The following is a 26,602-nucleotide window of genomic DNA, read 5'->3' as shown; positions in this document are numbered from 1 at the left end:
GATGACGCTTCGCCGCATTCTGTACGCCATCATCTTTTACGGCGGCAGCACGATCTATGTCCTGCTGGGCACGATCATGGCCTTCGTGAACAAGGAACTGCTGGCGCGCATCGCGGAGAACTGGAGCTGGTTTCAGAACAACTGCATGGCGCATATCGGCGGGGTGACCGTGCGCATCGACGGAGAATTGCCGCGCGAGCCATTTCTCTACGCCATCAAGCATGAAAGCTATTTCGAAACGATCGATATGCCGCGCCTGTTCGATCGGCCAGCCGTCATCGCCAAGGGGGAATTGCTGAAAATTCCGCTCTGGGGCGTGGTGGCATCCACCTATGGACTGATCGGTATCGATCGGGCGGGCGGCGCCAAGGAGCTGCGCGCGCTGATGAAAACCGGACGGGCCATGTCCGCGGCAGGGCGACCGATCGTGATCTTTCCCGAAGGCACCCGCGCCTTGCCTGGCGAAGCACCACCGCTGCGTTCCGGCTTTGCGGGTCTGTACAAACTGCTCAACATTCCGGTGGTGCCGATTGCCGTGAACAGTCGGCAACATGTCGACCGCAACGGCCTGCCCGTGCGCAAGGGCGTGATCACCTATCTGATCGGCGAGACGATACCCCCCGGTTTGCCCCGCGAAGAGGCCGAGGCACGCGTGCACACAGCCATCAACGCGCTCAACCTGCCGGGCGCCTAACCGTTCAGATAGGCGCGTAGCGCGGCCACCACGGCGCGATTGTCCTCTTCACTGCCGATCGTGATGCGCAGCGCATGGGGCAGGCCCTGCCCGGGCAGATGGCGCACGGCATAGCCAGCCTCCGCCAGCGCTTCCTGTGCGCCCTCCGCATTCTTGCCGCCCTCGAACAGCACCAGCAGGAAATTGGCGTAGCTGGGCACCGGACGGACGCCGTGATTGCCCAGCGCCGTGATTTCTTCGGTCAGCCAGGCGCGCCATTTGCGATTATGCGCCCGGGTTTCCTGCACGAAATCGGCATCCTGGACGGAGGCCTCGGCCATGGCCTGCGCATCGCTGGTCAGGTTGAACGGTCCGCGGATCTTGTTGAGCGTGGCGATGATATCCGGATGGCCGGTCGCCCAGCCCACGCGCTCTCCGGCCAGCCCGTAGATTTTGGAAAAGGTGCGCGTCACCAGCACATTGTCCGCCGCCATGGAAAGCTGCAGCCCGCCATCCTGCTCTTCTTCGGACAGATATTCGACATAGGCATGATCGAGCACCAGGAGCACATCGGCCGGCAGCGCCGCATGCAAACGGGCCAGCTCCGCCGCGCTGGACAGCGTCCCGGTGGGGTTGTTGGGATTGGCCAGAAAAACCACCCGCGTATTGGGCGTGACTGCGGCGAGCAGCCCGTCGATATCCGTTCCATAATCGCGGTCCGGCACTTCCACCGGTGTGGCGCCGCATTTGCGCGCGATGATGTCATAGAGCGAAAACCCATAGCGCACATACAGGATCTCATCGCCCGGCCCGGCATAGCCTTGCGCGGCCATCCCCAGAAGCTCCCCCGATCCGGTACCGCAGACGATGCGGGCCGGATCGATCCCGTTCGCCTTGCCGATCGCGTCCCGTAGCGCGCGGGAATCGGGGTCGGGATAGAGATGCCGGGGGCCGTCCAGCGCCGCCATGGCTTCCATCGCGCGCGGCGATGTACCCAGCGGATTCTCATTGGCCGACAATTTGATCAGCGTCTGGCCGCTGGCCGCCTTGCTCTTGCCGGGGACATAGGCGTGGATGGCATCGATCCAGGCTTTGGGTTTTGGTGCGCTCATGATCTGTCATCTAGCGCGCCGCCCGGTCCGCGCCAAGCACGCCGCGCCATTGCAAGCCGCGCCGTGCTTGCTAAGGCACCAGATGATGGATGAGCGTTTCGGATTGGACCGCAAGGTGCGGCTGTTGGGGCCGGTCCCGCTCGATAGCGGTGGCAGTTTCGCGCCGGTCGAAATCGCCTATGAAACCTATGGCACGCTCAACGAAGATGCGGACAACGCCATCCTCGTGTGCCACGCGCTGACCGGCGATCAATATTGTGCCTCCACCCATCCTATGACGGGCAAGCCCGGCTGGTGGGCGCGCATGGTGGGGCCTGGCAAACCCGTCGATACGGATCGGTTCTGCGTTATCTGCGCCAATGTGCTGGGCAGCTGCATGGGCAGTTCTGGCCCGGCCAGCGAGGATCCGGCCACCGCTGTGGCCTATGGCATGGATTTTCCGGTCATCACGCTGGCAGACATGGTGCGGGCGCAGGAATTGCTGATCGGGCATCTCGGCATTGAGCGCCTGCATGCCGTCATCGGCGGATCGATGGGCGGTATGCAGACGCTGACATGGGCCTCGCTGTTCCCGCAGCGGGTGGCGCGGGCCGTGGTGATCGCCAGCGCGGCGCGGCATTCGGCGCAGAACATCGCCTTCCACGAAGTCGGGCGGCAGGCGATCATGGCGGACCCCAAATGGCGCGGCGGGGCCTATTATCATGAAAGCGATCCACCGACGGCGGGGCTGTCCGTCGCGCGCATGGCCGCGCACATCACCTATCTGTCCGAAGCGGGGCTGACTGAGAAATTTGGCCGCCGTCTGCAGGACCGTACCGACAAGAGCTTCGGCTTCGATGCGGATTTCCAGGTGGAAAGCTATCTGCGCCATCAGGGATTGAGTTTCACCGGCCGGTTCGATGCCAACAGCTATCTGTATATCACGCGCGCCATGGACTATTTCGACCTGGCCGATGCCCATGACGGCCGGTTGGCCGGCGCCTTTGATGGCACGAAGACCCGGTTCTGTCTGGTCAGCTTCGATAGCGACTGGCTGTATCCCACCGCCGAATCCCGCCGGATCGTCCATGCGCTGAACGGGGCGGGCGCGGATGTCAGCTTCGTCGAGCTGTCGAGCCCCTTCGGTCATGACGCCTTCCTGCTGGACAATCCGGAGCTGGACCGGGTGGTGTCCGGCTTTATCGGTGCGTCTGCATGAGCGCCCCGCTGCCCCGCCGCCTGCGCCCGGATCTGGCCATCATCGCGCAGCATATCGAACCGTTCGCACGCATGCTCGACATCGGTTGCGGCCATGGTGATCTGATGGCGGAACTGCGCAGCCGCAAGCAGGTCGATGCGCGCGGTCTCGAGATCGATCCGCATCTGGTGGCGGACGCGGTGGGGCGGGGGCTGCCGGTCGTGCAGGGCGATGCCGGACGCGATCTGGCCGATTATCCCGGCGACAGCTTCGATTATGCCGTGCTCAGCCAGGCGCTGCAGACGATGAACCGGCCCGATGTCGCGCTCGAGCAATTGCTGCGTATCGGCAAGGCGGCGTTCGTTTCCTTCCCCAATTTCGCGCATTGGCGGGTGCGTGCCAATCTGGCGTTTCGCGGGCGCATGCCGGTCAATCGCGCCTTGCCGGAAAGCTGGTATGAAACGCCCAACATCCACCATTTGACCATTGCCGATTTCCGCTCCTTGGCGCGTCTGCGTGGCTACCGGATCGAAAAGTCCTGGTATCTGACCGGCGGCCGGGCGCGGGGCGAGCGCTGGGCCAATCTGATGGCCGATCAGGCGGTGTTTCTGCTGACGCGCTGAACAAGCGCGTCAGTCGCGTGCCGCCAGCCCGTGCGCGATCAGCCGCTCGGCCTCGGCAGACAAGGCGTCCGGGTCCGCATCCTGCCCCCAGACGGCATAGCGCAGCCCCAGAAACACGTTCATCCCCATGATGGCCCAGGCGTGCAGTTCCCCGACATCGCCGCGCAGCTCGCCCGATTCGCTGCCCGCGCGCAGCCGCCCCTCGATCCGACTGGCAATGGTTTCATAATGGCGGCGATAGCTGGCGGGATCGACGAATTCGGCTTCGTCGATAATGCGATAAATTTCCTTATGCTCGTGCGCGAACTCTAGAAAACTGCGCAGCGCCAGCCGTTCGATGGCGAGCGCGCCCTTTTCCTGCCCGATCGCTTCGGCGGCATGACGGCCGACGCGGTGAGACATGTCGCGCACCAGCGCCCGGAAGATGGCATCTTTCGAATCGAAATAGGTATAGAAGCTGCCCAGCGCGGTCCCCGCCGCCCGCGTGATCGAACTGATCGACGCTTCGTGGAATCCTTTTTCGCCAAATTCATCGGCGGCAGCATCGAGCAATTTGCGCTGGGTACGCCGCCCCCGCTCGGTACGTGGCTGCTTGACGTCGTCCCCGCCCGTCCTGCTGTGCATCATCCCCATCCTTTCGCGCCATGCCGGCCGCCCCTTATCACCCCGATGGGGGACATGGTCGATCATTTCATTACGCGCATGTTTATCTGTAGTTGAAAGATGGTTCAACTTTCATTATGCACCTCGTTTATAGAGACGGGCCGATCCGTCCATGCCTGTAGTGAGGGGATATCCGATGGCTTTTTCGACAGCTCAGTGGCGCGTGGCGCTGTTCTCCGGTGTAGCGATGGCGGCGCTCGGCAGCGTACCGGCAACCGCCCAGACCAACGCGAATGATGACATGGGAGCGGCCGTTTCCGCTTCGTCCGCACCGCAGGACGAGAGCGACAATCTTTCCGATCCCGGCAGCGTGATCGTGGTGACCGCCCGCCGCCGTGAAGAACGGCTGCAGGACGTGCCGATCGCCATCACTGCCTATTCGGGCGAGCAGCTGCAGCAATCCGGTGCCATCGACATCACGGACATTGCGCAGACCACCCCAAGCGTCACGCTGGAGCCCTCACGCGGCACCAACAACACCCTTACCGCATTCATTCGCGGCGTGGGGCAGCAGGATCCGGTGGCCGGGTTCGAGGCCGGTGTCGGCATCTATCTGGATGATGTCTATCTGAACCGGCCGCAGGGCGCGGTGCTGGAGATCTACGATGTCGAGCGCATCGAGGTTCTGCGCGGTCCACAGGGCACACTTTATGGCCGCAATACGATTGGCGGCGCGATCAAATATGTGACCCGCCGTCTGGGCGATACACCCAGGCTCAATCTGCGCGCCACCTATGGCACCTATAATCAGGCGGATATCACCGCCAGTTTTGCCATGCCGCTCGGCGATAGCGGATTTGCCATTGGCGGTGGTGGAGCGGTGCTCTCGCGCGACGGTTTCGGTACCAACCTGACCACCGGGCTGGAAAATTACGATAAGCAGATCCGGGCGGTGCGCGGGTCGATCGAATATGATCGCGGCCCGCTGTTCGTGCGCTTGTCGGGCGATTATACCGATGACAATAGCAATCCGCGTGGCGGCCACCGGCTCATTCCCGGTTTGAGCAGCGGGATCCAGCCGCTCGACGACGTTTATGATACCCGCGGTGGCCTGAACGATCCCAAGCAGGACGTGGAAGCCTATGGCGGTTCGCTGTTCATGGAGCTTGAGGCCGGCAACTATGTAACGCTCCGCTCCATCACCGGCTATCGCAAGGATGACAGCGCCACCCCGATCGATTTCGATGCGCTGCCCGCAGTCGATGTCGACGTGCCCGCTTTTTACAACAACAAGCAGTTCAGCCAGGAAGTGCAGGCGCTGTTCAATGTGGGCAATTTCAACGGGCTGGTCGGCTTCTATTATCTGGATGCCAATGCACGCACCGTCTTCGATGTGCGTCTGCCCGGCGGCGTGACCGCACTGACCTTTGGCGATGTCGATACGGAAACCTACGCCGTCTTTGCCGATGCCACCTATGATATCACGCCGCAATTCGCCCTGTCGGTGGGCGGACGCTATACCTGGGATGAGCGTTCCTCCAACATCAACCGCGCGGTCTATCTCGGCGGGGGCTCTCCGTTTTTCGGCGGCACCGGTAGCCTGTTCGTGCAACAGACCGATTTTGACGGAACCCGCAATTTCAAGAAGTTCACCCCCCGCGCCTCACTCAGCTTCAAGCCGACGGAAGACCATCTGCTGTACGCGAGCTATTCCAAGGGCTTCAAGGGCGGTGGCTTCGATCCGCGCGGCGTGGGATCGGCCGCGCCCGATCTGAATGGCAATGGTGTCAGCGGCGCGCAGGGCGATCAGGACGATATCTTTCAGTTTTTCACTTTCGATCCCGAAACGGTCGATGCCTATGAAATCGGCTATAAGGGCTCCTTTTTCGACCGCCGGATCAATGTCGGCATCGCCGCGTTCCGCTCCGATTATAACGAAGTGCAGATCCCCGGTTCGGTCGGCGCTACCGTCAATGGCCAACAGACCTTTGTCGGTGTGACCACCAATGCGGGGCGCGCACGGATCCAGGGTCTTGAGTTCGAAGGCAATGCCGTGGTCGCGCGCGATTTCGCCGGTCCGTCCAGCCGCTTCAACATCAGCGCCACGGCGGGCTATCTGGATGCCGAATATCTGCAGTTCATCGATGCACGCGGGATCGATGTGGCGGACAACCGCGCCTTTCAGAACACGCCGGAATTCACCGCTAGCGGCACGCTCAGCCTCTCGCTTCCCGTGGGGCAAGGCTATGTCGACGCCAGCACCACGGCGGCTTATCGCAGCAAGACACAGCAGTTCGAATTGCGTAACCCGCTGCTCGATCAACCGGGCTACACGCTGTTCGACGCCAATGTCGTCTGGCACGCCCCGGGGGACCGCTTCACTCTGGGCCTCCATGGCCGCAACCTGTTCGATAAGCGTTATATTGTGTCAGGCTACAACTTCCTGGCGCAAAATCCGGACACGGGCGCCTTCGTTCCGAACCCCGCAAATGGAAGCCCCTATACCTCCACGCTTGGTAGTGAAGGGGTGCTGACCGCCTATTATGGCAATCCGCGGCAGGTGTTCGTCACGGCGGGCATCAAATTCTAAGTCGCCTAACCTCTCATGACGCTGCCGGACCCATCGCACTGGCAGCGTCTTTCTGATCGGACCCCGCATGGCCAGCCCCGTTGCAAATTCCCCCGGTAGTCGGGCGGGCGTGCTGGCCATGCTGCTGTTGGTCTACACGTTCAATTTTCTCGACCGGCAGATCCTCTCCATTCTGGCGGTGCCGATCAAGGCGGACCTGCAGCTCACGGACACGCAGCTAGGCGCGCTGGGCGGTATCGCCTTTGCGCTGCTCTATTCCACGCTGGCGATCCCGCTGTCGCTGCTGGCGGACAAGAGCAGCCGCAGCTGGGTCATCACCATTTCGCTCACCGTCTGGAGCGGATTTACCGCGCTGTGCGGGCTCGCCACCGGATTCTGGCAGATGTTCCTGTTCCGTCTGGGCGTCGGCGTGGGCGAGGCGGGCGGCGTCGCGCCGAGCTATGCGCTGATCGCCGATACCTTTCCGCAGGAACAGCGCGCACGCGCGCTGTCCATCTATTCGCTCGGCATTCCGCTAGGATCCGCCGCCGGCGTCCTGTTCGGCGGTTATGTCGCCAGTGCGATCGAGTGGCGCACGGCGTTCATCGCGGTCGGCCTGGCCGGGGTGCTGATCGCTGTGCCGTTCAAGCTGCTTGTGAAAGACCCGCCGCGCGGCCGATATGATGATCATGCGGGCGATGCGCAGCGACCCGCCTTCGGCACCGTATTCGGCATCCTCTCTAGAAAGCCCAGCTTCTGGCTGCTCGCCTTCGGTGCCTCGTTCAGTTCGATGTGCGGTTATGGACTGGCCTTCTGGCTTCCCAGCCTGATGCAGCGCAGCTTCGGGCTGGATCTGGTCGGCACATCGCAATTTATCGGTGCGGTGCTGCTGATCGGCGGCAGCGCCGGCGTGCTGGCGGGCGGCTGGCTGGGGGACCGGCTGGGCGGGCGCGACAAGGCCGCCTATGCGCGCCTGCCCGCCATCGCCTTCGTCATTGCGGTGCCGCTGTTCGCCGCGGGCATGCTGTCGAGCTCGATCTGGCTGGCTTTTGCGCTGTTCCTGCTGCCGCAGGCGCTGGCCTATGTCTGGCTGGGCCCGGTCATCACCGCCGTGCAGCATCTGGTGCCCGCCAATATGCGCGCCACAGCCTCGGCCAGCTTCCTGTTCATCAACAATCTGATCGGGTTGGGTCTCGGCTCGCTGATCCTGGGCGCCGTGTCGGATGCGATCACCGCGCAATATGGCGCCGAGGCGCTGCGTTACACCATGGTCGGCGCGCTAGGCTTCTACCTGATCGCCGCGCTGCTGATGGCCTTGGCAGCCAAGCATCTGCGTAAGGACTGGGTGGGCTGAACGCCCATCGTCATTGCGAAAAACCGTAAACGACGCGGCCATCCAGAGCGGATGCAGGGCTGCCAACGCCCCGTCCCGCAAGCAAGCTGAACTCTACCGCTCCTTGGTGGCGCTGAACTTCAGGTCCGGGTTCTTCTCTTCCTGATAGCCGACATCCCAGGCCGATTTGGCGAGGAAGACCGCATTGCCGTCGCGGTCGCTGGCCAGGCTGCCCTGGTTGATCCGCTTGAACGCCTCGATCTTGTCCTCGTCTCCGATCAGCCAGCGGGCTGTGTCGAACGGGGCCTGCTCCAGCGCGGCCTCCACCTTATATTCCGCTTCCAAACGAGCCACGAGCACCTCCAGCTGCAACTGCCCGACCACACCGACGATATGGTTCGCGCCGATCTCCGGATAGAAGACCTGGATCACGCCTTCTTCAGAAAGATCGTCCAGCGCCTTGCGCAATTGCTTGGTCTTGGTCGGATCTTTCAGCTGCACGCGGCGCAGGATTTCCGGCGCGAAATTGGGCAGGCCGGTGAAGCGGATGCTGTTCTTCTCGCTTAGCGTATCGCCCACGCGCAGCGTGCCGTGATTGGGAATGCCGATGATATCGCCCGGCTGCGCCGTATCGGCAATCTCGCGGTCCTGCGCGAAAAACAGGATGGGGGAATGCACCGCAATCGGCTTGCCGAGGCCGGAAGGCGTCAGCTTCATGCCGCGCTTGAACGTGCCCGAGCACAGCCGCATGAACGCGATTCGGTCGCGGTGCTGCGGGTCCATATTGGCCTGCACCTTGAAGATGAAGCCGCTGACCTCGTCCGTTTCCGGCCCGATCACGCCCTGTTCGGACGGTTGCGGGCGCGGCGGCGGGGCGTAGCGGGCGATCGCGTCGATCAGTTCGGTCACACCGAAATTCTTCAATGCGGAGCCGAAGTAAACGGGCGTGAGATCGCCATTCCGATAGGCTTCCAGATCGAAATCGGCATAGCCCGCCTGGGCCAGCTCGGCCTCTTCGCGCAGCTGTTCGGCGCGCTGGATGGTCTCGTCCAGCTTCGGGTCGTCGAGCCCGGAGAACTCCGCCGCTTTGCCCTCATATTCCTTGGAAGGGCCGCTGGGCATCGCCAGCCGGTTGCGCTCCAGATCATAGACGCCTTCGAACAGGCCGCCCATGCCGGCTGGCCAGCTCATCGGGCAGACGTCGAGCGCCAGCATGTCGGCCACCTCGTCCAGCAGCTCGAACGGATCGCGGCCCTCCCGGTCCACCTTGTTGACGAAGGTGAAGATCGGCACGGAGCGCAGGCGGCAAACCTCGAACAATTTGCGCGTCTGCGGCTCGATACCCTTGGCCGCGTCGATCACCATGATGGCCGAATCGACCGCGGTCAGTGTGCGATAGGTGTCTTCGGAAAAATCCTCATGCCCCGGCGTGTCGAGCAGGTTGAAGGTGATGATATTGCCGTCCGCATCCGGCCGCTCGAACGTCATGACCGAGCTGGTGACCGAGATGCCGCGCTGCTGTTCGATCTTCATCCAGTCGGACCGCGCGCGCCGTGCCGCTCCGCGCGCTTTCACCTCGCCCGCCAGATGGATGGCGCCGCCCTGCAGCAGCAGCTTTTCGGTCAGCGTGGTCTTGCCGGCATCGGGATGCGAGATAATCGCAAAGGTTCGGCGGTTGGAGGTGGGGGTGGTCATGATGGTTCCAATAGCACAAAATCCGTTCGCCCTGCGCTTGTCGAAGGGCCGTACGTTCTTTCCGCCGACGTTGCGAAAAAGAAGGACGGTGCTTCGACAGGCTCAGCACGAACGGCAATATCTGTTTAGCCGCGCAATTCAGCGCCCTGCTTGGCCGCCGCCTTGATGACCTTGTCCGAAATCGCGCTCAGCGCTTCCTCGGTAAAGCTCTGTTCGCCCGGTTGCAGCGTGACCTCGATCGCCAGGCTCACCTTGCCTTCGGGCACGCCGGCGCCTTCGAAGCGGTCGAACAGGCGCGCGGCGATGATATGCGCCTTGTCCGCGCCGCGGATGGCCCGCACCAGCTCGTTCGCGGGCGTGTCGGCGTCGATCAGAAACGCGAAATCGCGCGTGACGGGCTGCAATGCGGGGGGCGCATAGCCGTCGCGCCGGTGGCCGCTTTTCGCCTTCAGCGGGATCGCGTCGAGGAACAGTTCGGCGGCCATGACCGGCCCCTTCAAGCCCATGTCGCGGGTGAGGGAGGGATGCAGCGTACCGAAGGCGGCGAGTATATTCTTCGGCCCGAGCCCCAAGGTGCCGGACTGGCCGGGATGATAATGATCGCCGGCCTCGCCCATTTCCATCAGCTTGCGCACATCAACGCCTGCCGCTTCCAGCAGCGCGCTCGCTTCCGCTTTGGCATCGAACGGCCCGAAGCCTTGCGCCTTGCCGCTTTGCCAGTCGCGCGGGGTGCGCTCACCGGCCAGCAACAGGGTCAGCGTGGCACGCTCGTCGCTTTTGCCATCGGCCGCGCGGAAGTAGCGCCGCCCAACTTCGAACAGCCGCACGCTGTCGGCGGACCGGTCCATATTGCGCTTCGTGGCGGAAAGCAGCCCCGGCAGCAGCGAGGGGCGCATGATCTTCAGCTCTTCGCTGATCGGATTGGCGACGGTCCAGTCACCGCCCCCGAATGGCGCGGCTTCCTTGGCGCTAATGAAGGACCAGTTGACCGCCTCGTTCAGGCCGCGCGATGCGGCGAGACGGCGCAGGCGGCGTTCCAGCTTCTGCTCGGGCGAGGCGGTGGGCTTGGCCACACCTGGCGTACGCGGCAGCGGCGTGGAGGGTAGCGCATCGAGCCCCACCATCCGCACGACTTCCTCCACCAGATCGGCCGAGCCTTCGACATCGCGGCGCCAGCTGGGCACGATGACCGTCCAGGGCGCGCTACGTTCCACGTGAAACCCGAGGCGCTCCAATATGTCCTGCTGGCGATCGTCTTTTACAGCGATGCCGCCCAGCGTTTCGGCGCGCGCAGGGTCATAGGCGATCGTCCGCGCATCGAGCGGTGGTGACCCGGCGCGGGTGACCGCGCTCGCCGTGCCGCCGCAGAGCGACAGCACATAAGCGGTGGCGATCTCCAGGCCGTCATCGAGAAAGGCCGGGTCGACGCCGCGCTCGAACCGCGTCCGCGCGTCGCTGGTCAGCGTCAGCTTCTGCCCTGCGGTCGCGATACGCTCGGGCGTGAAATAGGCGCACTCGATCAGCACATCGGTGGTGCCGTCCGCCGCGCCGCTATGCTCCCCGCCCATGATGCCGCCGATATCGTGCACCTGCCGGTCGTCGGCGATCACGGTGATGGCGGGATCGAGCGTGTAGGTCTTGCCGTTCAGCGCCAGCACCTCTTCGCCATCCCTGGCACGGCGCGCAACGAGGGCGCCGTTCAGCGTGCCGCGGTCATAGACATGCAGCGGGCGGCCCAGATCGATCATGATGTAGTTGGTGATATCGACCAGCGCGCTAATCGGCTTCTGTCCGATCGCGGTGAGGCGCTGCTTCATCCAGTCCGGGGCGTCACCATTCACAACACCGCTGACGGTGCAGGCGTAGAAGGCCGGGCAGCCTTCCGGATCATCGGTCCGCACATCGGGGCCAGCGCCGGAGCGGCTGACATCGGCTGGCATGGCGAGCGGCTTCAGCGTGCCGAGGCCGGACGCCGCCAGGTCGTGCGCAATGCCGCGCACGCCCATGCAATCCTGCCGGTTGGGCGTGATGGCGACGTCGATCACCGGATCGTCCAGCCCGGCATAATCGGGATAGGCCGCGCCGGTGGGCGCATCGGCGGGCAGCTCGATAATGCCCTCATGCGCGTCGGAGATTTCCAGCTCCTTTTCGGAGCACATCATGCCGAAGCTTTCCACGCCGCGGATCTTGGCGGCTTTCAGCTCGAAACCGGCACCGGGCACATAGGCACCGGGCGGGGCGAACACGCCCTTCATGCCGGCACGCGCATTGGGCGCACCGCAGACGACCTGCCACGGCTTGTCGTTGCCCGCTTCGACCGTCAGCAGCTGCAGCTTGTCGGCATTGGGGTGCGGCGCGGCGGATACCACCTCGGCCACGCGGAAATCCCTGAGCGCTTCGGCGGGGTTCTCCACGCCTTCCAGCTCATGGCCGATGGCGGTCAGCTTGTCGGTGATGGTCTTGAGATCCGCATCCGTATCGAGATGCGCTTTCAGCCAGTTCAGCGTGAACTTCATGCGCCCACTCCCGTGCTCAAGGTGGGGATGTCGAGCGTGGAGAAACCATAATGTTTCAGCCAGCGCAGATCGCCATCGAAAAAGGCGCGCAGATCGTCCATCCCATATTTCAGCATGGCCAGACGATCGATGCCGCAGCCGAAGGCGAAGCCCTGATATTCCTCGGGGTCCAGTCCGCAGGCGCTGGTCACCTTGGGATGCACCATGCCGGACCCCAGAATTTCCAGCCAGCCGCCATTGGGCCCTTCCGGATCGCCCCCGATCACGCGCTTGCCATTCTCCACCGAGAAACCGACATCGACCTCCGCCGATGGTTCGGTGAAGGGGAAGTAGCTCGGGCGCAGGCGCAGCACGATATCGTCCCGCTCGAAAAATGCCTTCACAAAGGTTTCCAGCGTCCATTTGAGATGGCCCATATGGATGCCCCGATCGATCACGAGGCCTTCGACCTGATGGAACATCGGCGTGTGCGTCGCGTCCGAATCGGAACGATAGGTGCGGCCGGGGGCGATGATGCGGATCGGCGGCTTCTGCGACGTCATGGTGCGGATCTGCACCGGGCTGGTGTGCGTGCGCAGCACCATCGGCGTGCCGTCCGGGCCGTTTTCCGCCGTGTAGAACGTGTCATGCTCAGCGCGCGCCGGATGCGTTTCCGGAATATTGAGCGCGGTGAAATTATACCAGTCGGTTTCGATCTCCGGGCCGGTGGCCACGGCGAAGCCCAGATCGGCGAAGATTTCCGCCAGCTCGTCCATCACCTGCGCCACCGGATGCACGGAACCAGCAGGAGCCACCGGCGCGGGCAGGCTCATGTCGATGCGCTCCCCGGCCAGCTGCGCATCGAGCGCGGCGCGCTCCAGCGCATCCTTGCGCGCCTGAATGGCATCGGCCACCGCGCCGCGCGCGCCCTGGATGATCGGCCCCTGCGTCTGGCGCTCCTCGGGGCTCATCTTGCCCAGCGTCTTCAGCTGTTCGCTGATGGCGCCCTTCTTGCCCAGCGCGGCCACGCGGACCGCTTCCAGCGCGTCCAGATCCTGCGCCGCATCCACTTGGGTCAGATAGCGGGCCTTCATTTCATCGATGTCAGTCATGGCGTTCTCGCTAGATCATCTGCGCACAAGAAAAAAGCGCCGAACCCCGTGGGGCGGCGCTTCTTTCACATTCGATATGGAATCGATCAGTCGGCGGGAAGCGCGTCCTTGGCCTGCTTGACGATCACGCCAAAGGCTTCGGCTTCGTTCATCGCCAGATCGGCCAGCACCTTGCGGTCCAGCTCGATGCCGGTCAGCTTCAGGCCGTGCATGAACTGCGAATAGGTGATGCCTTCCACGCGGACGGCTGCGTTGATGCGCTGGATCCACAGACCGCGGAACGTACGCTTCTTAACCTTGCGGTCGCGATACGCATATTGGCCGGCCTTTTCGACGGCCTGCTTGGCGATGCGGATGGTATTCTTGCGACGGCCATAATAGCCCTTTGCCGCTTTGAGTGTGCGCTTATGCTTTGCGCGCGTGGTTACGCCGCGTTTGACACGTGCCATGCTATATTCCCTTCAGATGTTCTAAGATGTGGTCGCCGGGGCTCAGTTGAGGCCGTAGGGCGCCCATTTCTTGACCGTCTTGGTATCGGGATCCGAAAGGACCTTGGTACCGCGGTTCTGGCGAATATATTTGGAATTATGGCTCATCAAACGGTGGCGCTTGCCAGCCACACCATGCTTGATCTTGCCAGTGGCGGTGATCTTGAATCGCTTCTTCACACCACTTTTGGTCTTCAGCTTGGGCATTTCGGTCTCCTTGGATAAGGGGGATCGGCAGATGCCCGAAGGCGTGCCGTTCCTTTTGCGGACGAACATGGCAGCCCTAACCGGCCAGCCCGTCCCATTCTGTCGAAGCGGTGGCAGCTAGCCGTTTATGGCAGCCATGGCAAGCCCCGGCGGCACCTTCAGCCAGCGGCCTCGAGCGGCCGAATGCGGAGACAAACGCGTGCGAACCGATCCGCCGACGCTGCGTTGTTCCGGTCTATCAGGAGCTTCAGCTTATGAACCGATTTAAAGACGCATCCATCCTCATCACCGGCGGTACGTCCGGCATTGGCCTGGCCACCGCCAAGCGGCTTTCCGGCGAGGGCGCAAGATTGCTGCTGACCGGCCATAGCGCGGACCATATCGATGCCGCGCGCAACGCCCTGCCGGATGCAACGGTGATCGCCAATGATGCGTCCGATCCCGATTCGGTGGAGGCGCTGGCTGAGGCGGCGGCCAGCTTTGCGCCCGGCGGGCTGGACGGGCTGTTCCTGAATGCCGGTTACGGAGCGTTCGAGTCGCTCGGCGATATCGATGCCGCGCATGTCGACCGGCATTTCGATCTCAATCTGCGCGGACCGCTGCTGCAGGCCCGCGCGCTGGCAGACCGGATCGGCGATGGCGGCGCGATGCTGCTGGTGGGATCGGCCACGGTCGGCGGAGCGCGCGCCGATACGCTGGTTTACAGCGCGTCCAAGGCGGCGTTGCGGCAGGCGGTGCGTTCGCTCGCCAGTGAATTCGCGCCGCGCGGCATCCGCGTCAACATGGTCACCCCGGGACTGACCGAGACGCATTTCCACACGCGCGGGGGCATGCCGGACGACGCGCAGAAGACCTATAAGGAAAAGGTGGCCGGGATGATCCCGCTGGGCCGGATCGGCGTGCCGGACGATGTCGCCAAGGTGGCGGCGTTCCTGCTGTCGGACGAAGCCGGCTATGTCACCGGCGCCGAGCTGAGGGTCGATGGCGGCCTGACCATGGCCTAGACGTCCGGTCCGGGTGATCGGTCTAGTGTTCATGCACCATGGGGGGAATGCTCTCCAGGGCCTCCAGCACATCTTCCAGCCTGGCCGGATCGCCCAGCGCGATGATTTCACCGTCGCTCGCCGCGTGCAGCGGATCGCCCGCCCAGTCGCACATCAGCCCGCCCGCACCATCGACGATGGGCACGAGCGCGGCGAAATCGTGCAGTTTCAGGCCCTGCTCCACCACCAGATCGATCTGGCCGCTGGCGAGCAGGCCGTAATTATAGCAGTCGCCGCCCCAGACGAGGCGGCTGTGCGCCGTCTTGGCGGCCAGCGACATGAAACGGTGGCCGCCGGTGTCGGAAAACAGGTTCGGGCTGGTGCTCGCCAGCGTTGCGCCGGACAGCTCGGCGCAGGTGCGCACATGGATGGGCGTGCCATTGAAGGTGGTGCCCTTGCCCGCCGCGCCAACCCAGCGTTCGCGCCCGATCGGCTGGTCAATAATGCCCAGCACCGGCCAGCCATCCTCCAGCAGCGCGATCAGCGTGCCGAAGATCGGGCGGCCAGCCATGAAGCTGACCGTACCGTCGATCGGGTCCAGCACCCAGGTGCGCCCGGTGCTGCCTTCCTTGATGCCAAATTCCTCGCCATGCACGCCGTCGCGCGGAGCCTCGGCATCCAGTAAACGCCGCATCGCGGTCTCGGCAGCGCGGTCGGCCTCGGTCACCGGGGAAGCATCGGCCTTGGATTCGCTGGCGAAATCGGCGCGGAAGAACGGGCGGATCGCCGCTCCGGCGGCATCGGCCAGACGGTTGGCGAGATCGAGATCGGCGGGCGTCATGATGTCAGTCGAACAGGCTGGAGACCGAGCTTTCATCGGCGATGCGGCGGATGGCTTCGCCCAGCAGCGGGGCGATGGTGAGATGGCGGATGCGCTTGGCGTCCTTCACGGCTTCGGTCGCGCTGATCGAATCGGTGATCACCAGCTCCTTCAGCTGCGAACCGTCGATGCGCGGGGCCGCGCCGCCGCTGAGCACGCCATGGGTGCAATAGGCGGCGACATCGCTGGCGCCCTGCGCCTTCAGCGCGGCGGCGGCGTTGCACAGCGTGCCGCCCGAATCGACGATATCGTCGATGATGATGCAGAAATGATCTTCGACATTGCCGATGATGTTCATCACTTCGGATTCGCCGGGCTTTTCGCGGCGCTTGTCGACAATGGCGAGGGGGGCGTTGTTGAGCCGCTTGGCCAGCGCGCGCGCGCGCACCACGCCGCCCACATCGGGGGAGACGACCATCAGCTGCTCGTTCCCGAAGCGCGCCAGAATGTCCGCGCTCATCACCGGCGCGGCAAACAGATTGTCGGTCGGGATATCGAAAAAGCCCTGGATCTGCCCGGCATGCAGATCGATCGACAACACGCGGTCGGCCCCGGCCTGGGTGATCAGATTGGCGACCAGCTTGGCCGAGATCGGCGTGCGCGGGCCGGGCTTGCGGTCCTGCCGGGCATAGCCGAAATAGGGGATGACGGCGGTGATGCGCTTGGCCGATGCGCGGCGCAGCGCATCGATCATGATCAGCAATTCCATCAGATTGTCATTGGCCGGATAGCTGGTCGACTGGACCACGAACACATCCTCGCCGCGCACATTTTCGTGGATCTCGACGAAGATCTCCTCATCGGCGAAGCGGCGCACGCTGGCGTCGACGATGGGCAGCTCAAGATAGCCCGCGATGGCGCGGGTGAGCGGCAGATTGCTGTTACCGGAGATGATTTTCATGGGGCGCGTCCCGCTGTCAGATGACGTTGGGATGACGCCCTAACGTGCCCGCCCGCTTATGCCTAGTGCGCGCGGGCCTGGAGGCGCGGACAATTGCGCGCGCCGATCCCCTACCGCGCAGCCGCATCGGAGCAGGGCGCCGCCAACGCTGTTCCCGCAAACGCTATTCACACGGACAGCATGTTACGGTATAACATTAGTCCGCGGTTGAGGAGCCGCCTGTATGGAGGAGAGTGAGGATGAGTTTTGTCGATCAACGCGCCACGGGGCGCGATGCGAAGGGAATGACGGCGGCTGTCGTCATTCATGCCGGATTGCTGGCGGCGGTGCTGCTGGCACCGGCGGCTGTGCAGGAAATGCGCGAGGCCAAACCGTTCGAGGCGGTGAACGTGCTGCCGCTCGATCCGCCACCGCCCCCTCCGGAGGTGAGGAGCGAACCCGATACACCGGCCCCGCCCGCACCGCCGCTGTTCAACCCCAAACCGCTGGTCGATGTGCCGCAACCACCGGTCGATGGCCCGCGCACCAGCCCAGAGCCGCAACCGATCCCGATGCCGGTTCCGGGCATCACCCTGGGCGGCACCGGCACGGTCATCGCGCCGCGCGTGCAGCCGACCCCGACGCCCACACCGGCCTCGGTGCTGCGCGAGGCGGTGCGCGATCCGCGCTATGCCCGTAATTTCCAGCCGGATTACCCGTCCAATCTGCTGCGACAGGAGGTGGAGGGCAGCGCCACGGTGCGCGTGCTGATCAGCCCGGACGGCCGCGTGTCGCGCGCCGAAGTGGTGCGCGCCAGCGCGCCGGAATTCGGTGAGGCGACGCGGCGTCAGGCGCTGGCCAAATGGCGCTTCAAGCCGGCGACCGAGGATGGCACGCCGGTCCCCAGCTGGCAGACGCTGATGGTTCGGTTCACCATCACGCCATAGCGCCACGATCGGCACGGATCGGCGCGTCTGCCCACTGGCGCAGGGCGCCCATCCGTCCTACATTTGCGCGCATGGCGTCGATGAATTTCATTTCGCAGGTCAGCCCGCGCAAGGCCTATGCCGATTTGCGGCTGTTCCTCTCGCAGGAGCAGCCGTTCAAGCTGCTGTTTCTGGCGCTGGCATTGATCCCGGCCATCGGGCTGGTGGTCGCGCTGATCTTGGATGCGAAGGCCAAGTCCGCCCCGCTGCCGCCGGAAGTCATCTATGTCGAAAGCTGGCCGATCGACCGCAGCATGGCGGTGATCATGAAGGAACGCGAGGAGCGCCGCATCGCGCGGGCCGAGCGCGAGGCCAAGGTGAAGAGCAATTACAAGGTGCTGGGCCGCGCGGTCGGCATGGATGTGGAAGAGATCGAGGCCGAGGCGGCTGCCGAGCGCCCGGTCACGGCGCAGACCGGCGGCCAGACCGATACGGCCACGCCTGCCCGGTCCGGCCCCGCCGCGCCCGATCCAGCGCCCACCGCCCGATGATGCATCGCGATCGGGACGTCATGGCCGCCGCGCTCTTTTTGGGGGAGCGGGGGCGTGGCCGCACCGGGGCCAACCCGCATGTCGGCTGCATCATCACCCGCAGGGGGCACGTCATCGCGCGCGGCTGGACCCAGCCCGGTGGCCGCCCCCATGCCGAAGCGCAGGCGCTGGCGCAGCTGTCCGGCTCGCTGGAGGGGGCCACGGTCTTCGTCACGCTCGAACCCTGCGCGCATGACAGCCCGCGTGGCCCGGCCTGCGCGGATCTGCTGGCCGATGCCCGGCCCGACCGGGTGGTGATTGCGGCGCATGATGCCGATCCGCGCACCGAGGGGAAGGGCATCGCCCGCCTGCACGATTCGGGCATCATGGTTACGCACGGCGTCATGGCGGCCGAGGCGCATCGCTCGATGGCCGGTTTCTTCACGCGCCAGCAGCATGGCCGCCCGCATGTCACGCTAAAACTCGCCACATCGCTCGACGGGCGGATCGCCATGGCCGACGGTGCCAGCCGCTGGATCACCGGCGATCGCGCGCGCGCCCATGGCCACAGCCTTCGCGCGCGCAGCGACGCCATTCTGGTCGGTGGCGGGACTTTCCGCGCCGATGCACCGCGGCTGGACGTGCGCATCGCCGGGCTGGCGGATCGCGCGCCGCAGCGCGTGCTGCTGACGCGCGGCGATGTGCCAGCTGGCTGGACCGGGATCGATGCGCCGGAAAACATCGCCGATCTGCCCGGCAATTATCTGCTGGTCGAAGGCGGGGCCGAGACCGCCGCCGCCTTTCTGCGCGCCGATCTGGTGGACCGGCTCATCCTCTATCGCGCGCCCATCCTGATCGGCGATGGCCGCGCGGCGCTGGGCGATATCGGGCTGGACCGGCTGGCCGATGCGCATGATCGCTGGCACCTTGCCGACACGCGCATGCTTGGCAGCGACCGGCTGGAGGTCTACGAGCGCTGACATGTTTACCGGCATCATCACAGACATCGGCACCATCCGCAGCATCGATCAGCGCGGCGACATCCGCGCCACTATCGGCTGCGCCTATGATCCATCGGATTTCGCCATCGGCGCCTCCATCGCCTGTTCGGGCGTGTGCCTGACGGTGGTGGACAAGGGCACCGATGATAGCGGCCACTGGTTTGCGGTCGATGTGTCGGGCGAAACCGTCTCGCGCACCGCGCATGGCCAGTGGCGCGAAGGCCGCCGCCTGAATCTGGAGCGCGCGCTGAAGGTCGGCGATGAGCTGGGCGGGCATATCGTCACCGGGCATGTCGATGGCGTGGGCGAGATCGTGGCGCTGGAGCCGCAGGGCGATTCCACCAAATTCACCGTGCGCGTGCCGGACGCGCTGGCCGCGCATATCGCCGGCAAAGGCTCCATCTCGCTGGATGGCATATCGCTGACGGTGAACGATGTGGAGGACAAGCCGGGCGGCACGGTCTTCACGCTCAACATCATCCCGCACACCGCCGAGCAGACCACCCTGGCGGATGCCGAAACGGGGCAGGCGGTGAATCTGGAGATCGACATTTTGGCGCGCTATCTGGCGCGCTTCGAACAGGTGAAACGGGCCGCCTGACGGGCCCCGCAAAGGACAATATTCATGGCGAAATTCCTCATCGTGGAAGCGCGCTTCTACGACCATCTGAACGATATGCTCATCCAGGGCGCAAAAGCCGCACTGGAAGACGCCGGGCATCATGCCGACGTGCTGACCGTGCCCGGCGCGCTGGAAATCCCCGGCGCGCTCGCCATGGCCGCCGAAAGCGGCCGCTATGACGGTTTCGTCGCCATCGGCGTGGTGATCCGCGGCGAGACCTATCATTTCGAGATCGTGGCGGGCGAAAGCGCGCGGGGCGTCATGGCGCTGACCATGGACGGCATCGCCATCGGCAATGGCATCATCACCGTGGAAAACGAAGCCCAGGCCACCGCCCGCGCCGATCCTGCACAAAAGAACAAAGGCGGCGAAGCGGCGCAGGCGGCGATCGCCCTGCTGGATTTGCGCGGCAAGTTCGCGGGTTAACGAGGGCCCGTGTGCGCCGTTGGATGGCGGCAGAAAGACAGATCGAACCGATGATGGCCTAACGCTGTGCCGGACGCATGCGCGAGGGCACGGCAAGCCGATTGAATAGATTGATGACGCCGAGGGCGACCGTCATCCTGGCGATCATATCCGCCGCAAAATGCCGTTTCATCTCGGCATACACGTCGTCGGGCGCATGGCTTTCCGCTAGCAGCGTGACGCTCTCAGTCCATGATAGCAGCGCCCGTTCCCGATCATCGAATGCAGGCGATTCGTACCAGGCAGAGACCTGATGCAGTCGTTGCGAGTCCATGCCATCGGCAAGGGCCTCTTTCACGTGGAGGTCCACGCAGAAGGAACATCCATTGATCTGCGACGCGCGCAGCTTGAGCAAATGGAGAAGATCGGCGTCGATGCCGGATGCGGTCAGTGCGCGGTCGAGCGCTGTAATGGCCTCGTAAAGATCGGGAGCAAGCGTTGCTATGTTGAAACGCTGTACCATCGGCTGGCTTTCCTTTTCCGTTTGAAACGCCCCTTTATCATCTATATAACTTATCGACGATAAGGGTCAAGCCGCTGTCGACGCGTCGCTTGCACCTGACCGGACGGAGACTATCCTTGATGCATGAGACGAATGAGCGACGGGGTCGAAGCGGGCCTGCACTGCATGCTGGTACTGGCCGGGCTGCCCGAAAATGCGCTGCTATCCGGCAAGCATCTGGCCGAACTGCACGGGCTGTCGGACAGCTATCTGCTCAAACATCTGCGCGCCCTCACATCAGCCGGTGTGCTCGACGCTGTGCAGGGGCCCAAAGGCGGCTACCGTCTCGCCCGCCCGCCGGACCGGATCAGCCTGCTGGATGTAGTGGAAGCGATCGACGGGTCCGAGCCTTTCTTCCTTTGCCGCGAAATTCGCCGACGCGGACCGGGCAAAGCGACAAATCCATGCGTTTATGCGGCCGACTGTTTCATCAAGAAGCGCATGCTCAATGCCGAAAGAATATGGCGCGATGCGCTATCGACGCAGACGGTGGCCGATATGGTGCGGGACGGCGAAGCGCAGATCGACGATCACAACAAGGCTGCGGTGGCGAATTATGTGGCGGAGCATCGCCGCTGAATGGACATCTCGGCGAGGCGCGCTTGAACCGAGCCGACCAGTCGATGATTGGGCGCTGACAAGATGTCCACACGCCACTTTTTCCATCATGACGGCATGCGTCTTTCCTATCTGGATAGCGGTGGTCCTGGGCCGATCATTCTTGCTCTCCATGCTCTCTGGATGGAGGCGACCTCCTTCGAAGCCGTCACACGCCGTCTGTTCCCAAACTGGCGCGTGATTGCGCTGGATCAGCGCGGCCATGGGCGGAGCGATCACGCACGCGATTATTCGCGTGCGGCATTTGTCGGTGATATCGGCGCGCTGCTCGACCATCTGCAGATCGAAGATCCCGTCCTGCTAATGGGTAATTCGCTTGGCGGGACCAATGCCTTCCAGTTCGCCGCTCGTTACCCGAGCCGCGTGCGCGCCATGATCATCGAAGAGGCCGCTGCCGAGGAACATGGTGGCTTTGACTTTCTGCAGACATGGTCCGGCAATTTTCCCGGCAAGCTGGATGTCGCCCAAGCGGTCGGCGACCGATTATACTGGTCCGTAGCCGCCTCGGTTCGCCAGACGTCGGACGGCTATATTTTCGCGTTCAACGCGCATGATATGATCGCGGTGGGCGAGGGGCTAAACGGTAATTGGTGGGACGACTGGCTTGCCAGCGACTGTCCGGCTCTGGTGATCGGTGGCACCGACAGCAGGGTTGTGGATCATGCCGTGCTGCAGGCTATGGTACAGCGACGGCCCGATAGCGATTTGACGATGATTGACGCTGGCCATGTGGTCCATGAAGACAATGTCGCCGCATTCGCACGCACGGTGACAGCGTTTCTCCAGTCAATCGATTGATGGCCTGGCGCAATTAGCACAAACCGACGTTTGTATTTGCCGACTCATCCCTTGATGCATGGACCGGCCGAGCGTGACGTGACGGGGTAGCCACGCCACTTGGTGGGAACGCTGTCCTACACGCCCGTCGCGCTCTATCCTGCCGCAATGGCTCGGTTCATTTCCGTCCGGCACATGCGCCATTCGTCGCTGCCAAAACACGCTTCGACAGAATTTTGGCGGAACGGGGTGTGCCGAGTGCGAACTTCCGGCCGGGCCGAATCAGGCGATCGATCGCAGCGCTTCGACGAAGTGCGGGATGTTCCGCTCGTTCAGACCCGCCACGTTGATGCGGCCGGAAGCAGCCATGTAGATGCCGTGGCTCTTACGCAGGGCCATTACCTGATCCTTGTTCAGGTTCAGCGTGGAGAACAGCCCGTTCTGTTCGCCCACTGCAGCCAGGTCGACCGTGCCGATGGTGCCATGCTGCGCCAGCGCGGCGCGCATGCGGTTCAGCCGCGCGCGCATCTCGGCCACTTCGGCGTCCCATTCGCGGCGAAATTCGTCATCGGTCAGGATCACGCGCACCGTCGCCGCGCCATGATCCGGCGGCATAGACCAGTTGGCGCGCGCATTGGACAGCAGATGGCTGAACAGGGTGGCAGCCTGGTCGTCGGTCTTGGAAATGGCGTACAGCGCGCCCACGCGCTCCCGATACAGTCCGAAATTCTTGTCGCAGCTATAGGCCAGCATCGATTCCGGCGCGGCGGCAAGCACCTTGCGCAAGCCTTCGGCATCTTCCTCGAACCCGGCGCCCAGGCCCTGATACGCCAGGTCGATGAGCGGAAACAGGCCGCGTTCGGCCACCAGATCGGCAATCTGCGCCCACTGGTTCAGATCATAATCGATCCCGGTGGGATTGTGGCAGCAGCCATGCAGCAGCACGACGTCGCCCGCTTCGGCTGCCTTCATGGCCGTCAGCAGCGCGTCGAAATCCAGCGTTTCGGTCGCGATATCGGCATGGGTGAAGGTGACCGGTTCCATGCCGGTTGCCTGAATGATCGGCGCATGATTGGGCCAGCTGGGCGTGCCCAGCAGCACCTTGGTCGCGCCGGCCTTGGCCAGCGTTTCGCAAGCCAGCCGCACCGCACCCGTGCCGCCCGGGGTCTGCACGCCGCGCAGACGATCGCCAAAAGCATCGCCCTGTCCGAAGATATAGGGCCGCAGCGCCGCGACGAAGCCGAGATCGCCTTCCGGGCCGAGATAGCTCTTGCTGTCCTGCGTCTCATGGAGCCGATGCTCGGCCTTTTTGACCCCACGAAAGACCGGGGTGCCTCCATCGGAATCGCGGTACACGCCCACGCCCAGATCGATCTTTTCCGGGCGCGCATCGTCACGATACAGTTTGATCAGCGCGAGCAGCCCGTCAGGGGGAAGGTCTTGCAGCTGTTCGAACATGGCGCGCTCCGGCTTGTTGGGTTCGCGCCGTGCCATGCCGTGTCTGCCGCGCCGCTGCAAGAGCGCAGCGCCACGCGGTCCGCCGCTATCGGAGCATTTGAACGATCAGAAAGGGAGCCAGCGCTGCTTCTTGGAGAATTTCATATAGCCGACATTGGCCCCCAGCCGCAGGCCGGCACCCACGCGGACCGGGATCAGCACCTTGTCTCCACTGCGCATATAGCTGACGTTGAACCCGCCCAGCAGATAGGCCGCGCCCTCACCGGCGGGGAAGCGGCGGTACAGCTCCTCGCTGTCGTACAGGTTATAGACCAGAATGAAGGTGCTGCCGGCATTCGCGCCCGCATCGAAACCCACCGACGGCCCGGTCCAGTAAACCGGACGCTCGCCCTCGATCTTGTGGAACAGCGTGCCGGAACCATAGCGCACGCCCACGATGAAGGCTCCGCCGCCTTCCCGGCCCACGATATAGGCATTGGGCTCGCCTTGTTTGGCCAGAATATCCTCGATCACGCCGCCCAGGCCCTTGGCGCCCTTGCCGAACACGCCCTGCGCCGCGCCGATCAGATCGTCCTTCTGATAGGTATCCGCCCGGCCGGTAGGGGCGGGCACGGGGGCCGGCGCGCGGGTGCCATCGGCCTGCATCGGCGGTGGCGGCAGTGGCTGGCCCTGATAGGCCGAATCGGGATCGGTCTGGCCGTTCATGAGAACATTGTCCTCGGCCGGCACATCATAGGGATTATAGGTGGGGGCCGCCGCATCGTCCGGCAGGCGCTGCTCATCCGGGGCTGGGCCAAGATCGGCATCGATCGCCTGATTCGGATCGATCTCCCGAATTTGCGCAGAGGCCGGCTGGCCCATCATGAGGAACGCCGCCGCTATCGGCAGCAGATGTCGCACTATCGCATTCGTCATGGCGTCATTCTCCCTCAAACCCATCGGCCCGTCCAGTCCCCGCCTGGCATTCCACCTTGCCATCGCCCCGCGGCAAGGGCGGTCAAAGCGCGTCAGGCCGTGCTTTGCGGTCTGCCTAAGGCACAATGTACGCCGCGTGAAGGAAGACAGGTGGATTCTGACGTTGCGGGACCGAAAGACCGCGGTTATAGGACGCGGCTTGCCAAGCCAAGCGGGACACGTGGGTGAGTGGCTGAAACCAGCGGTTTGCTAAACCGCCGTACGGGTTAATTCCGTACCGAGGGTTCGAATCCCTCCGTGTCCGCCACCTCCCCTTCCATATCCTTCCATAAGTGTCCGCAAAGCCCCGCAACCCTTGACGTTTGCGCTATTTTCGATTCGATTGTGGTCCAACCGTTTCCGCACCAATCCATGTCGATTGGGGGTAGATCGGGGGTATCGAAACAATCGGTTTGGGGGTAGCGGATGCTTACGGACAGACAGGTGCGGACGGCCAAGCCGCGCGATAAGGCTTACAAACTGGCTGATCGGAACAGCCTGTTCCTGCATGTGAGCGCCAAGGGGCATAAGAGCTTCCGCTATAAATACCGATTCGACGGCAAAGAGCAGTTGCTGGTTATCGGCGCATTTCCGGACGTAGGACTGGGCGATGCGCGCGAGGCGATGGAAAGTGCGCGCAAGCTTCTGAAGGAAGGGCGCAACCCGAAGCACGGCGTCGCCAAGAAGCGGCTGCTGGGTGACATGAGTTCGGACTATAGCTTCGAGACGATCGCGCGTCGCTGGTATGCACAGCAGGTCGATGCGTGGAAGCCGGTGCATGCGCAGGATGTGATGCGCAGCATGGAGCGCGATCTGTTCCCCGATCTGGGACATCTGCCGCTGGAGGACATCGATACACAGCTGCTGCTGGCGGTGCTCTACAAAGTGCAGGACCGCGGCGCGATCGAGAGCGCGCACAGGCTGAAGCAGCGCGTGCGGTCGGTCTACAGGTTTGCCAGAGGCATGGGGATCAAGTGCGAGAGCCCTGCCACCGATGTTGGCGAGGCGATGAAGAAGGTGCCCAAGGCCAAGCGCTATCCGGCTCTCACCGACGTGGATGAGATCCGACGTTTCCTCGCAATCATTGACGATGCAGGCGCATCGCCGGTTACTCGGCTGGCCTCACGCTTCCTCGCGTTGGTTGCGCAGCGACCTGGCATGGTTCGCCATGCTGAATGGGTGGACATCCATGGCATCGATTTTGCTTCGTTCGATAGCGACAGCAGCGAAGCCACCTGGGTGGTGCCTGCGGAAAAGATGAAGCTCGAAGCAGACCAGCGGCAGGACGATGACTATGATCACCGGGTGCCGCTCAGCCAAGCAGCCGTGGCAACACTCCGGGCAGTTCATCGCCTGAGCGGCAATTGCCCCTATATTTTTCCAGCGATCACCTCCGGCCTGCAGCCACTTAGTGAGAACGCGGTTGGCTACCTATACAACCGCGAGGGCTACAAAGGCCGCCACGTCCCGCATGGTTGGCGCTCCAGCTTCTCCACCATCATGAACGAGGCGATCGGCGTGGAGCTTGGTCAGGACATTCGCGTGATCGGCGACAGGCTGATTATCGATCTAATGCTGGCGCATGTACCGGCAGGCATGTCCGAGAGCGAGTTTCGCTATAACCGGGCCAAATACATGCCGCGGCGCCGGGAGATGGCAGAGGAATGGGCAACGCTAATTATGGAAGGCGCTATCGAACCCAATGCAATTATTCATAGCCCCCGACGGAAAAGAAGGACTTAAGGGCGGCTGTCTTTTCTCTGCTCTACCCAATGATCGATCTCGCGTTCCGACCACAGAGCTTTGCCGCCATCGCCTACCCGATTTGGGAAATGGCCGTCCGACATCATCGCGTAGATTTTGGATCGACCGAATCCGGAAAGCTCTTTGACCTTTTCCAATCCGATCAGACGATCTTG

General features: G+C 63.6%; 27 protein-coding genes and 1 tRNA gene. 15 read left to right on the top strand and 13 right to left on the bottom strand.

Features of this window, described 5'->3' with window-relative positions; all coding sequences use genetic code 11:
* The first annotated feature begins 1 nt into the window (after position 1).
* A complete protein-coding gene (locus G410_RS0106930) occupies positions 2 to 694 on the top strand; it encodes a 1-acyl-sn-glycerol-3-phosphate acyltransferase (protein WP_022672927.1) in 693 nt (230 codons plus the stop codon).
* On the opposite strand, the gene hisC is transcribed toward G410_RS0106930, so the two are convergent.
* Positions 691 to 1,785 carry a histidinol-phosphate transaminase gene (gene hisC / locus G410_RS0106925; RefSeq protein WP_022672926.1) on the bottom strand — a complete coding sequence of 365 codons (1,095 nt, stop codon included), beginning with the start codon at positions 1,783 to 1,785 and terminating at the stop codon, positions 691 to 693. The genes G410_RS0106930 and hisC overlap by 4 nt on opposite strands.
* 82 nt (positions 1,786 to 1,867) lie before the next feature.
* On the opposite strand from hisC, the gene metX reads away from it, so the two are divergent.
* Positions 1,868 to 2,983, top strand: a complete 1,116-nt coding sequence (gene metX, locus G410_RS0106920) for a homoserine O-acetyltransferase MetX (RefSeq protein ID WP_022672925.1) — start codon at positions 1,868 to 1,870, stop codon at positions 2,981 to 2,983.
* The gene (gene metW / locus G410_RS0106915; protein ID WP_022672924.1) at positions 2,980 to 3,585 is read left to right on the top strand and encodes a methionine biosynthesis protein MetW; all 606 of its coding nucleotides are present in this window, start codon (positions 2,980 to 2,982) and stop codon (positions 3,583 to 3,585) included. The genes metX and metW overlap by 4 nt, the downstream gene beginning before the upstream one ends.
* Positions 3,586 to 3,594: 9 nt before the next feature.
* On the opposite strand, the gene G410_RS0106910 is transcribed toward metW, so the two are convergent.
* On the bottom strand, positions 3,595 to 4,209 hold the full coding sequence (locus G410_RS0106910; protein ID WP_245559315.1) for a TetR/AcrR family transcriptional regulator: 615 nt from the start codon (positions 4,207 to 4,209) through the stop codon (positions 3,595 to 3,597).
* Between the two features lie 175 nt (positions 4,210 to 4,384).
* Between G410_RS0106910 and G410_RS0106905 the strand changes: the two genes are divergently transcribed.
* Together G410_RS0106905 and G410_RS0106900 are read left to right on the top strand one after the other, a co-directional pair.
* Positions 4,385 to 6,778 (top strand): TonB-dependent receptor, encoded by a 2,394-nt coding sequence (locus tag G410_RS0106905; RefSeq protein ID WP_022672922.1) that lies wholly within the window; start codon positions 4,385 to 4,387, stop codon positions 6,776 to 6,778.
* A gap of 67 nt (positions 6,779 to 6,845) precedes the next feature.
* A complete protein-coding gene (locus G410_RS0106900; protein ID WP_028971164.1) occupies positions 6,846 to 8,111 on the top strand; it encodes a spinster family MFS transporter in 1,266 nt (421 codons plus the stop codon).
* 93 nt (positions 8,112 to 8,204) lie between these two features.
* Here G410_RS0106900 and G410_RS0106895 read toward each other — a convergent pair whose 3' ends face one another.
* From G410_RS0106895 to rpmI, 5 genes are all read right to left on the bottom strand, one after another.
* Positions 8,205 to 9,785, bottom strand: coding sequence for a peptide chain release factor 3 (locus G410_RS0106895; RefSeq protein ID WP_022672920.1), 1,581 nt, complete (start codon positions 9,783 to 9,785; stop codon positions 8,205 to 8,207).
* A 125-nt stretch (positions 9,786 to 9,910) separates the two neighbouring features.
* Complete coding sequence (gene pheT / locus G410_RS0106890) at positions 9,911 to 12,301, bottom strand: phenylalanine--tRNA ligase subunit beta (protein ID WP_022672919.1); 2,391 nt, start codon at positions 12,299 to 12,301, stop codon at positions 9,911 to 9,913.
* Positions 12,298 to 13,392: a phenylalanine--tRNA ligase subunit alpha gene (gene pheS / locus G410_RS0106885; RefSeq protein WP_022672918.1), complete on the bottom strand. Its 1,095-nt coding sequence runs from the start codon at positions 13,390 to 13,392 to the stop codon at positions 12,298 to 12,300. Before pheS ends, pheT begins: the two co-directional genes overlap by 4 nt.
* 86 nt (positions 13,393 to 13,478) lie before the next feature.
* Positions 13,479 to 13,841, bottom strand: a complete 363-nt coding sequence (gene rplT / locus G410_RS0106880) for a 50S ribosomal protein L20 (RefSeq protein WP_022672917.1) — start codon at positions 13,839 to 13,841, stop codon at positions 13,479 to 13,481.
* Positions 13,842 to 13,883: 42 nt separating this feature from the next.
* On the bottom strand, positions 13,884 to 14,087 hold the full coding sequence (gene rpmI / locus G410_RS0106875) for a 50S ribosomal protein L35 (RefSeq protein WP_022672916.1): 204 nt from the start codon (positions 14,085 to 14,087) through the stop codon (positions 13,884 to 13,886).
* A gap of 254 nt (positions 14,088 to 14,341) precedes the next feature.
* Between rpmI and G410_RS0106870 the strand changes: the two genes are divergently transcribed.
* Entirely contained in the window at positions 14,342 to 15,091 is a 750-nt protein-coding gene (locus G410_RS0106870; protein ID WP_022672915.1) for an SDR family NAD(P)-dependent oxidoreductase, read from the top strand.
* Positions 15,092 to 15,113: 22 nt separating this feature from the next.
* Here the strand turns inward: G410_RS0106870 and hisN are convergent, their stop codons facing one another.
* Together hisN and G410_RS0106860 are read right to left on the bottom strand one after the other, a co-directional pair.
* Positions 15,114 to 15,911 carry a histidinol-phosphatase gene (hisN, locus tag G410_RS0106865; protein ID WP_022672914.1) on the bottom strand — a complete coding sequence of 266 codons (798 nt, stop codon included), beginning with the start codon at positions 15,909 to 15,911 and terminating at the stop codon, positions 15,114 to 15,116.
* Positions 15,912 to 15,915: 4 nt separating this feature from the next.
* Positions 15,916 to 16,851 carry a ribose-phosphate pyrophosphokinase gene (locus G410_RS0106860; RefSeq protein WP_022672913.1) on the bottom strand — a complete coding sequence of 312 codons (936 nt, stop codon included), beginning with the start codon at positions 16,849 to 16,851 and terminating at the stop codon, positions 15,916 to 15,918.
* Between the two features lie 239 nt (positions 16,852 to 17,090).
* Between G410_RS0106860 and G410_RS15940 the strand changes: the two genes are divergently transcribed.
* The 5 genes from G410_RS15940 to ribH all read left to right on the top strand — a co-directional run bounded on the left by G410_RS15940 (position 17,091) and on the right by ribH (position 20,335).
* The gene (locus G410_RS15940; protein WP_022672912.1) at positions 17,091 to 17,777 is read left to right on the top strand and encodes an energy transducer TonB; all 687 of its coding nucleotides are present in this window, start codon (positions 17,091 to 17,093) and stop codon (positions 17,775 to 17,777) included.
* A gap of 80 nt (positions 17,778 to 17,857) precedes the next feature.
* The gene (locus tag G410_RS0106850; protein ID WP_156851884.1) at positions 17,858 to 18,307 is read left to right on the top strand and encodes a hypothetical protein; all 450 of its coding nucleotides are present in this window, start codon (positions 17,858 to 17,860) and stop codon (positions 18,305 to 18,307) included.
* A complete protein-coding gene (gene ribD, locus G410_RS0106845) occupies positions 18,307 to 19,266 on the top strand; it encodes a bifunctional diaminohydroxyphosphoribosylaminopyrimidine deaminase/5-amino-6-(5-phosphoribosylamino)uracil reductase RibD (protein ID WP_156851913.1) in 960 nt (319 codons plus the stop codon). Before G410_RS0106850 ends, ribD begins: the two co-directional genes overlap by 1 nt.
* 1 nt (position 19,267) lies before the next feature.
* A complete protein-coding gene (locus G410_RS0106840) occupies positions 19,268 to 19,888 on the top strand; it encodes a riboflavin synthase (RefSeq protein ID WP_022672909.1) in 621 nt (206 codons plus the stop codon).
* A 24-nt stretch (positions 19,889 to 19,912) separates the two neighbouring features.
* Positions 19,913 to 20,335 carry a 6,7-dimethyl-8-ribityllumazine synthase gene (ribH, locus tag G410_RS0106835; protein WP_022672908.1) on the top strand — a complete coding sequence of 141 codons (423 nt, stop codon included), beginning with the start codon at positions 19,913 to 19,915 and terminating at the stop codon, positions 20,333 to 20,335.
* Positions 20,336 to 20,393: 58 nt separating this feature from the next.
* Here ribH and G410_RS0106830 read toward each other — a convergent pair whose 3' ends face one another.
* Positions 20,394 to 20,837: a carboxymuconolactone decarboxylase family protein gene (locus G410_RS0106830; protein ID WP_022672907.1), complete on the bottom strand. Its 444-nt coding sequence runs from the start codon at positions 20,835 to 20,837 to the stop codon at positions 20,394 to 20,396.
* A 132-nt stretch (positions 20,838 to 20,969) separates the two neighbouring features.
* On the opposite strand from G410_RS0106830, the gene G410_RS0106825 reads away from it, so the two are divergent.
* A complete protein-coding gene (locus G410_RS0106825) occupies positions 20,970 to 21,455 on the top strand; it encodes an Rrf2 family transcriptional regulator (RefSeq protein WP_211215003.1) in 486 nt (161 codons plus the stop codon).
* A gap of 63 nt (positions 21,456 to 21,518) precedes the next feature.
* On the top strand, positions 21,519 to 22,292 hold the full coding sequence (locus G410_RS0106820) for an alpha/beta fold hydrolase (RefSeq protein ID WP_028971162.1): 774 nt from the start codon (positions 21,519 to 21,521) through the stop codon (positions 22,290 to 22,292).
* A gap of 261 nt (positions 22,293 to 22,553) precedes the next feature.
* Here G410_RS0106820 and G410_RS0106815 read toward each other — a convergent pair whose 3' ends face one another.
* Positions 22,554 to 23,765, bottom strand: coding sequence for an amino acid aminotransferase (locus tag G410_RS0106815; protein WP_022672904.1), 1,212 nt, complete (start codon positions 23,763 to 23,765; stop codon positions 22,554 to 22,556).
* Between the two features lie 69 nt (positions 23,766 to 23,834).
* Positions 23,835 to 24,644, bottom strand: a complete 810-nt coding sequence (locus G410_RS0106810) for a DUF1134 domain-containing protein (RefSeq protein ID WP_022672903.1) — start codon at positions 24,642 to 24,644, stop codon at positions 23,835 to 23,837.
* Positions 24,645 to 24,858: 214 nt separating this feature from the next.
* On the opposite strand from G410_RS0106810, the gene G410_RS0106805 reads away from it, so the two are divergent.
* Positions 24,859 to 24,951: transfer RNA gene (locus tag G410_RS0106805), tRNA-Ser, on the top strand.
* A 158-nt stretch (positions 24,952 to 25,109) separates the two neighbouring features.
* Positions 25,110 to 26,426, top strand: coding sequence for a tyrosine-type recombinase/integrase (locus G410_RS0106800; RefSeq protein ID WP_022672902.1), 1,317 nt, complete (start codon positions 25,110 to 25,112; stop codon positions 26,424 to 26,426).
* Here G410_RS0106800 and G410_RS0106795 read toward each other — a convergent pair.
* A partial coding sequence (locus tag G410_RS0106795) for a helix-turn-helix transcriptional regulator (protein WP_022672901.1) occupies positions 26,423 to 26,602 on the bottom strand: 180 nt, incomplete at its 5' end. The genes G410_RS0106800 and G410_RS0106795 overlap by 4 nt on opposite strands.

Source organism: Novosphingopyxis baekryungensis DSM 16222 (assembly GCF_000420305.1).
GTDB classification, from domain to species: domain Bacteria; phylum Pseudomonadota; class Alphaproteobacteria; order Sphingomonadales; family Sphingomonadaceae; genus Novosphingopyxis; species Novosphingopyxis baekryungensis.
The sequence above is the reverse complement of the archived record's forward strand: the minus strand, read 5'-3'. Positions and strand labels throughout refer to the sequence as shown.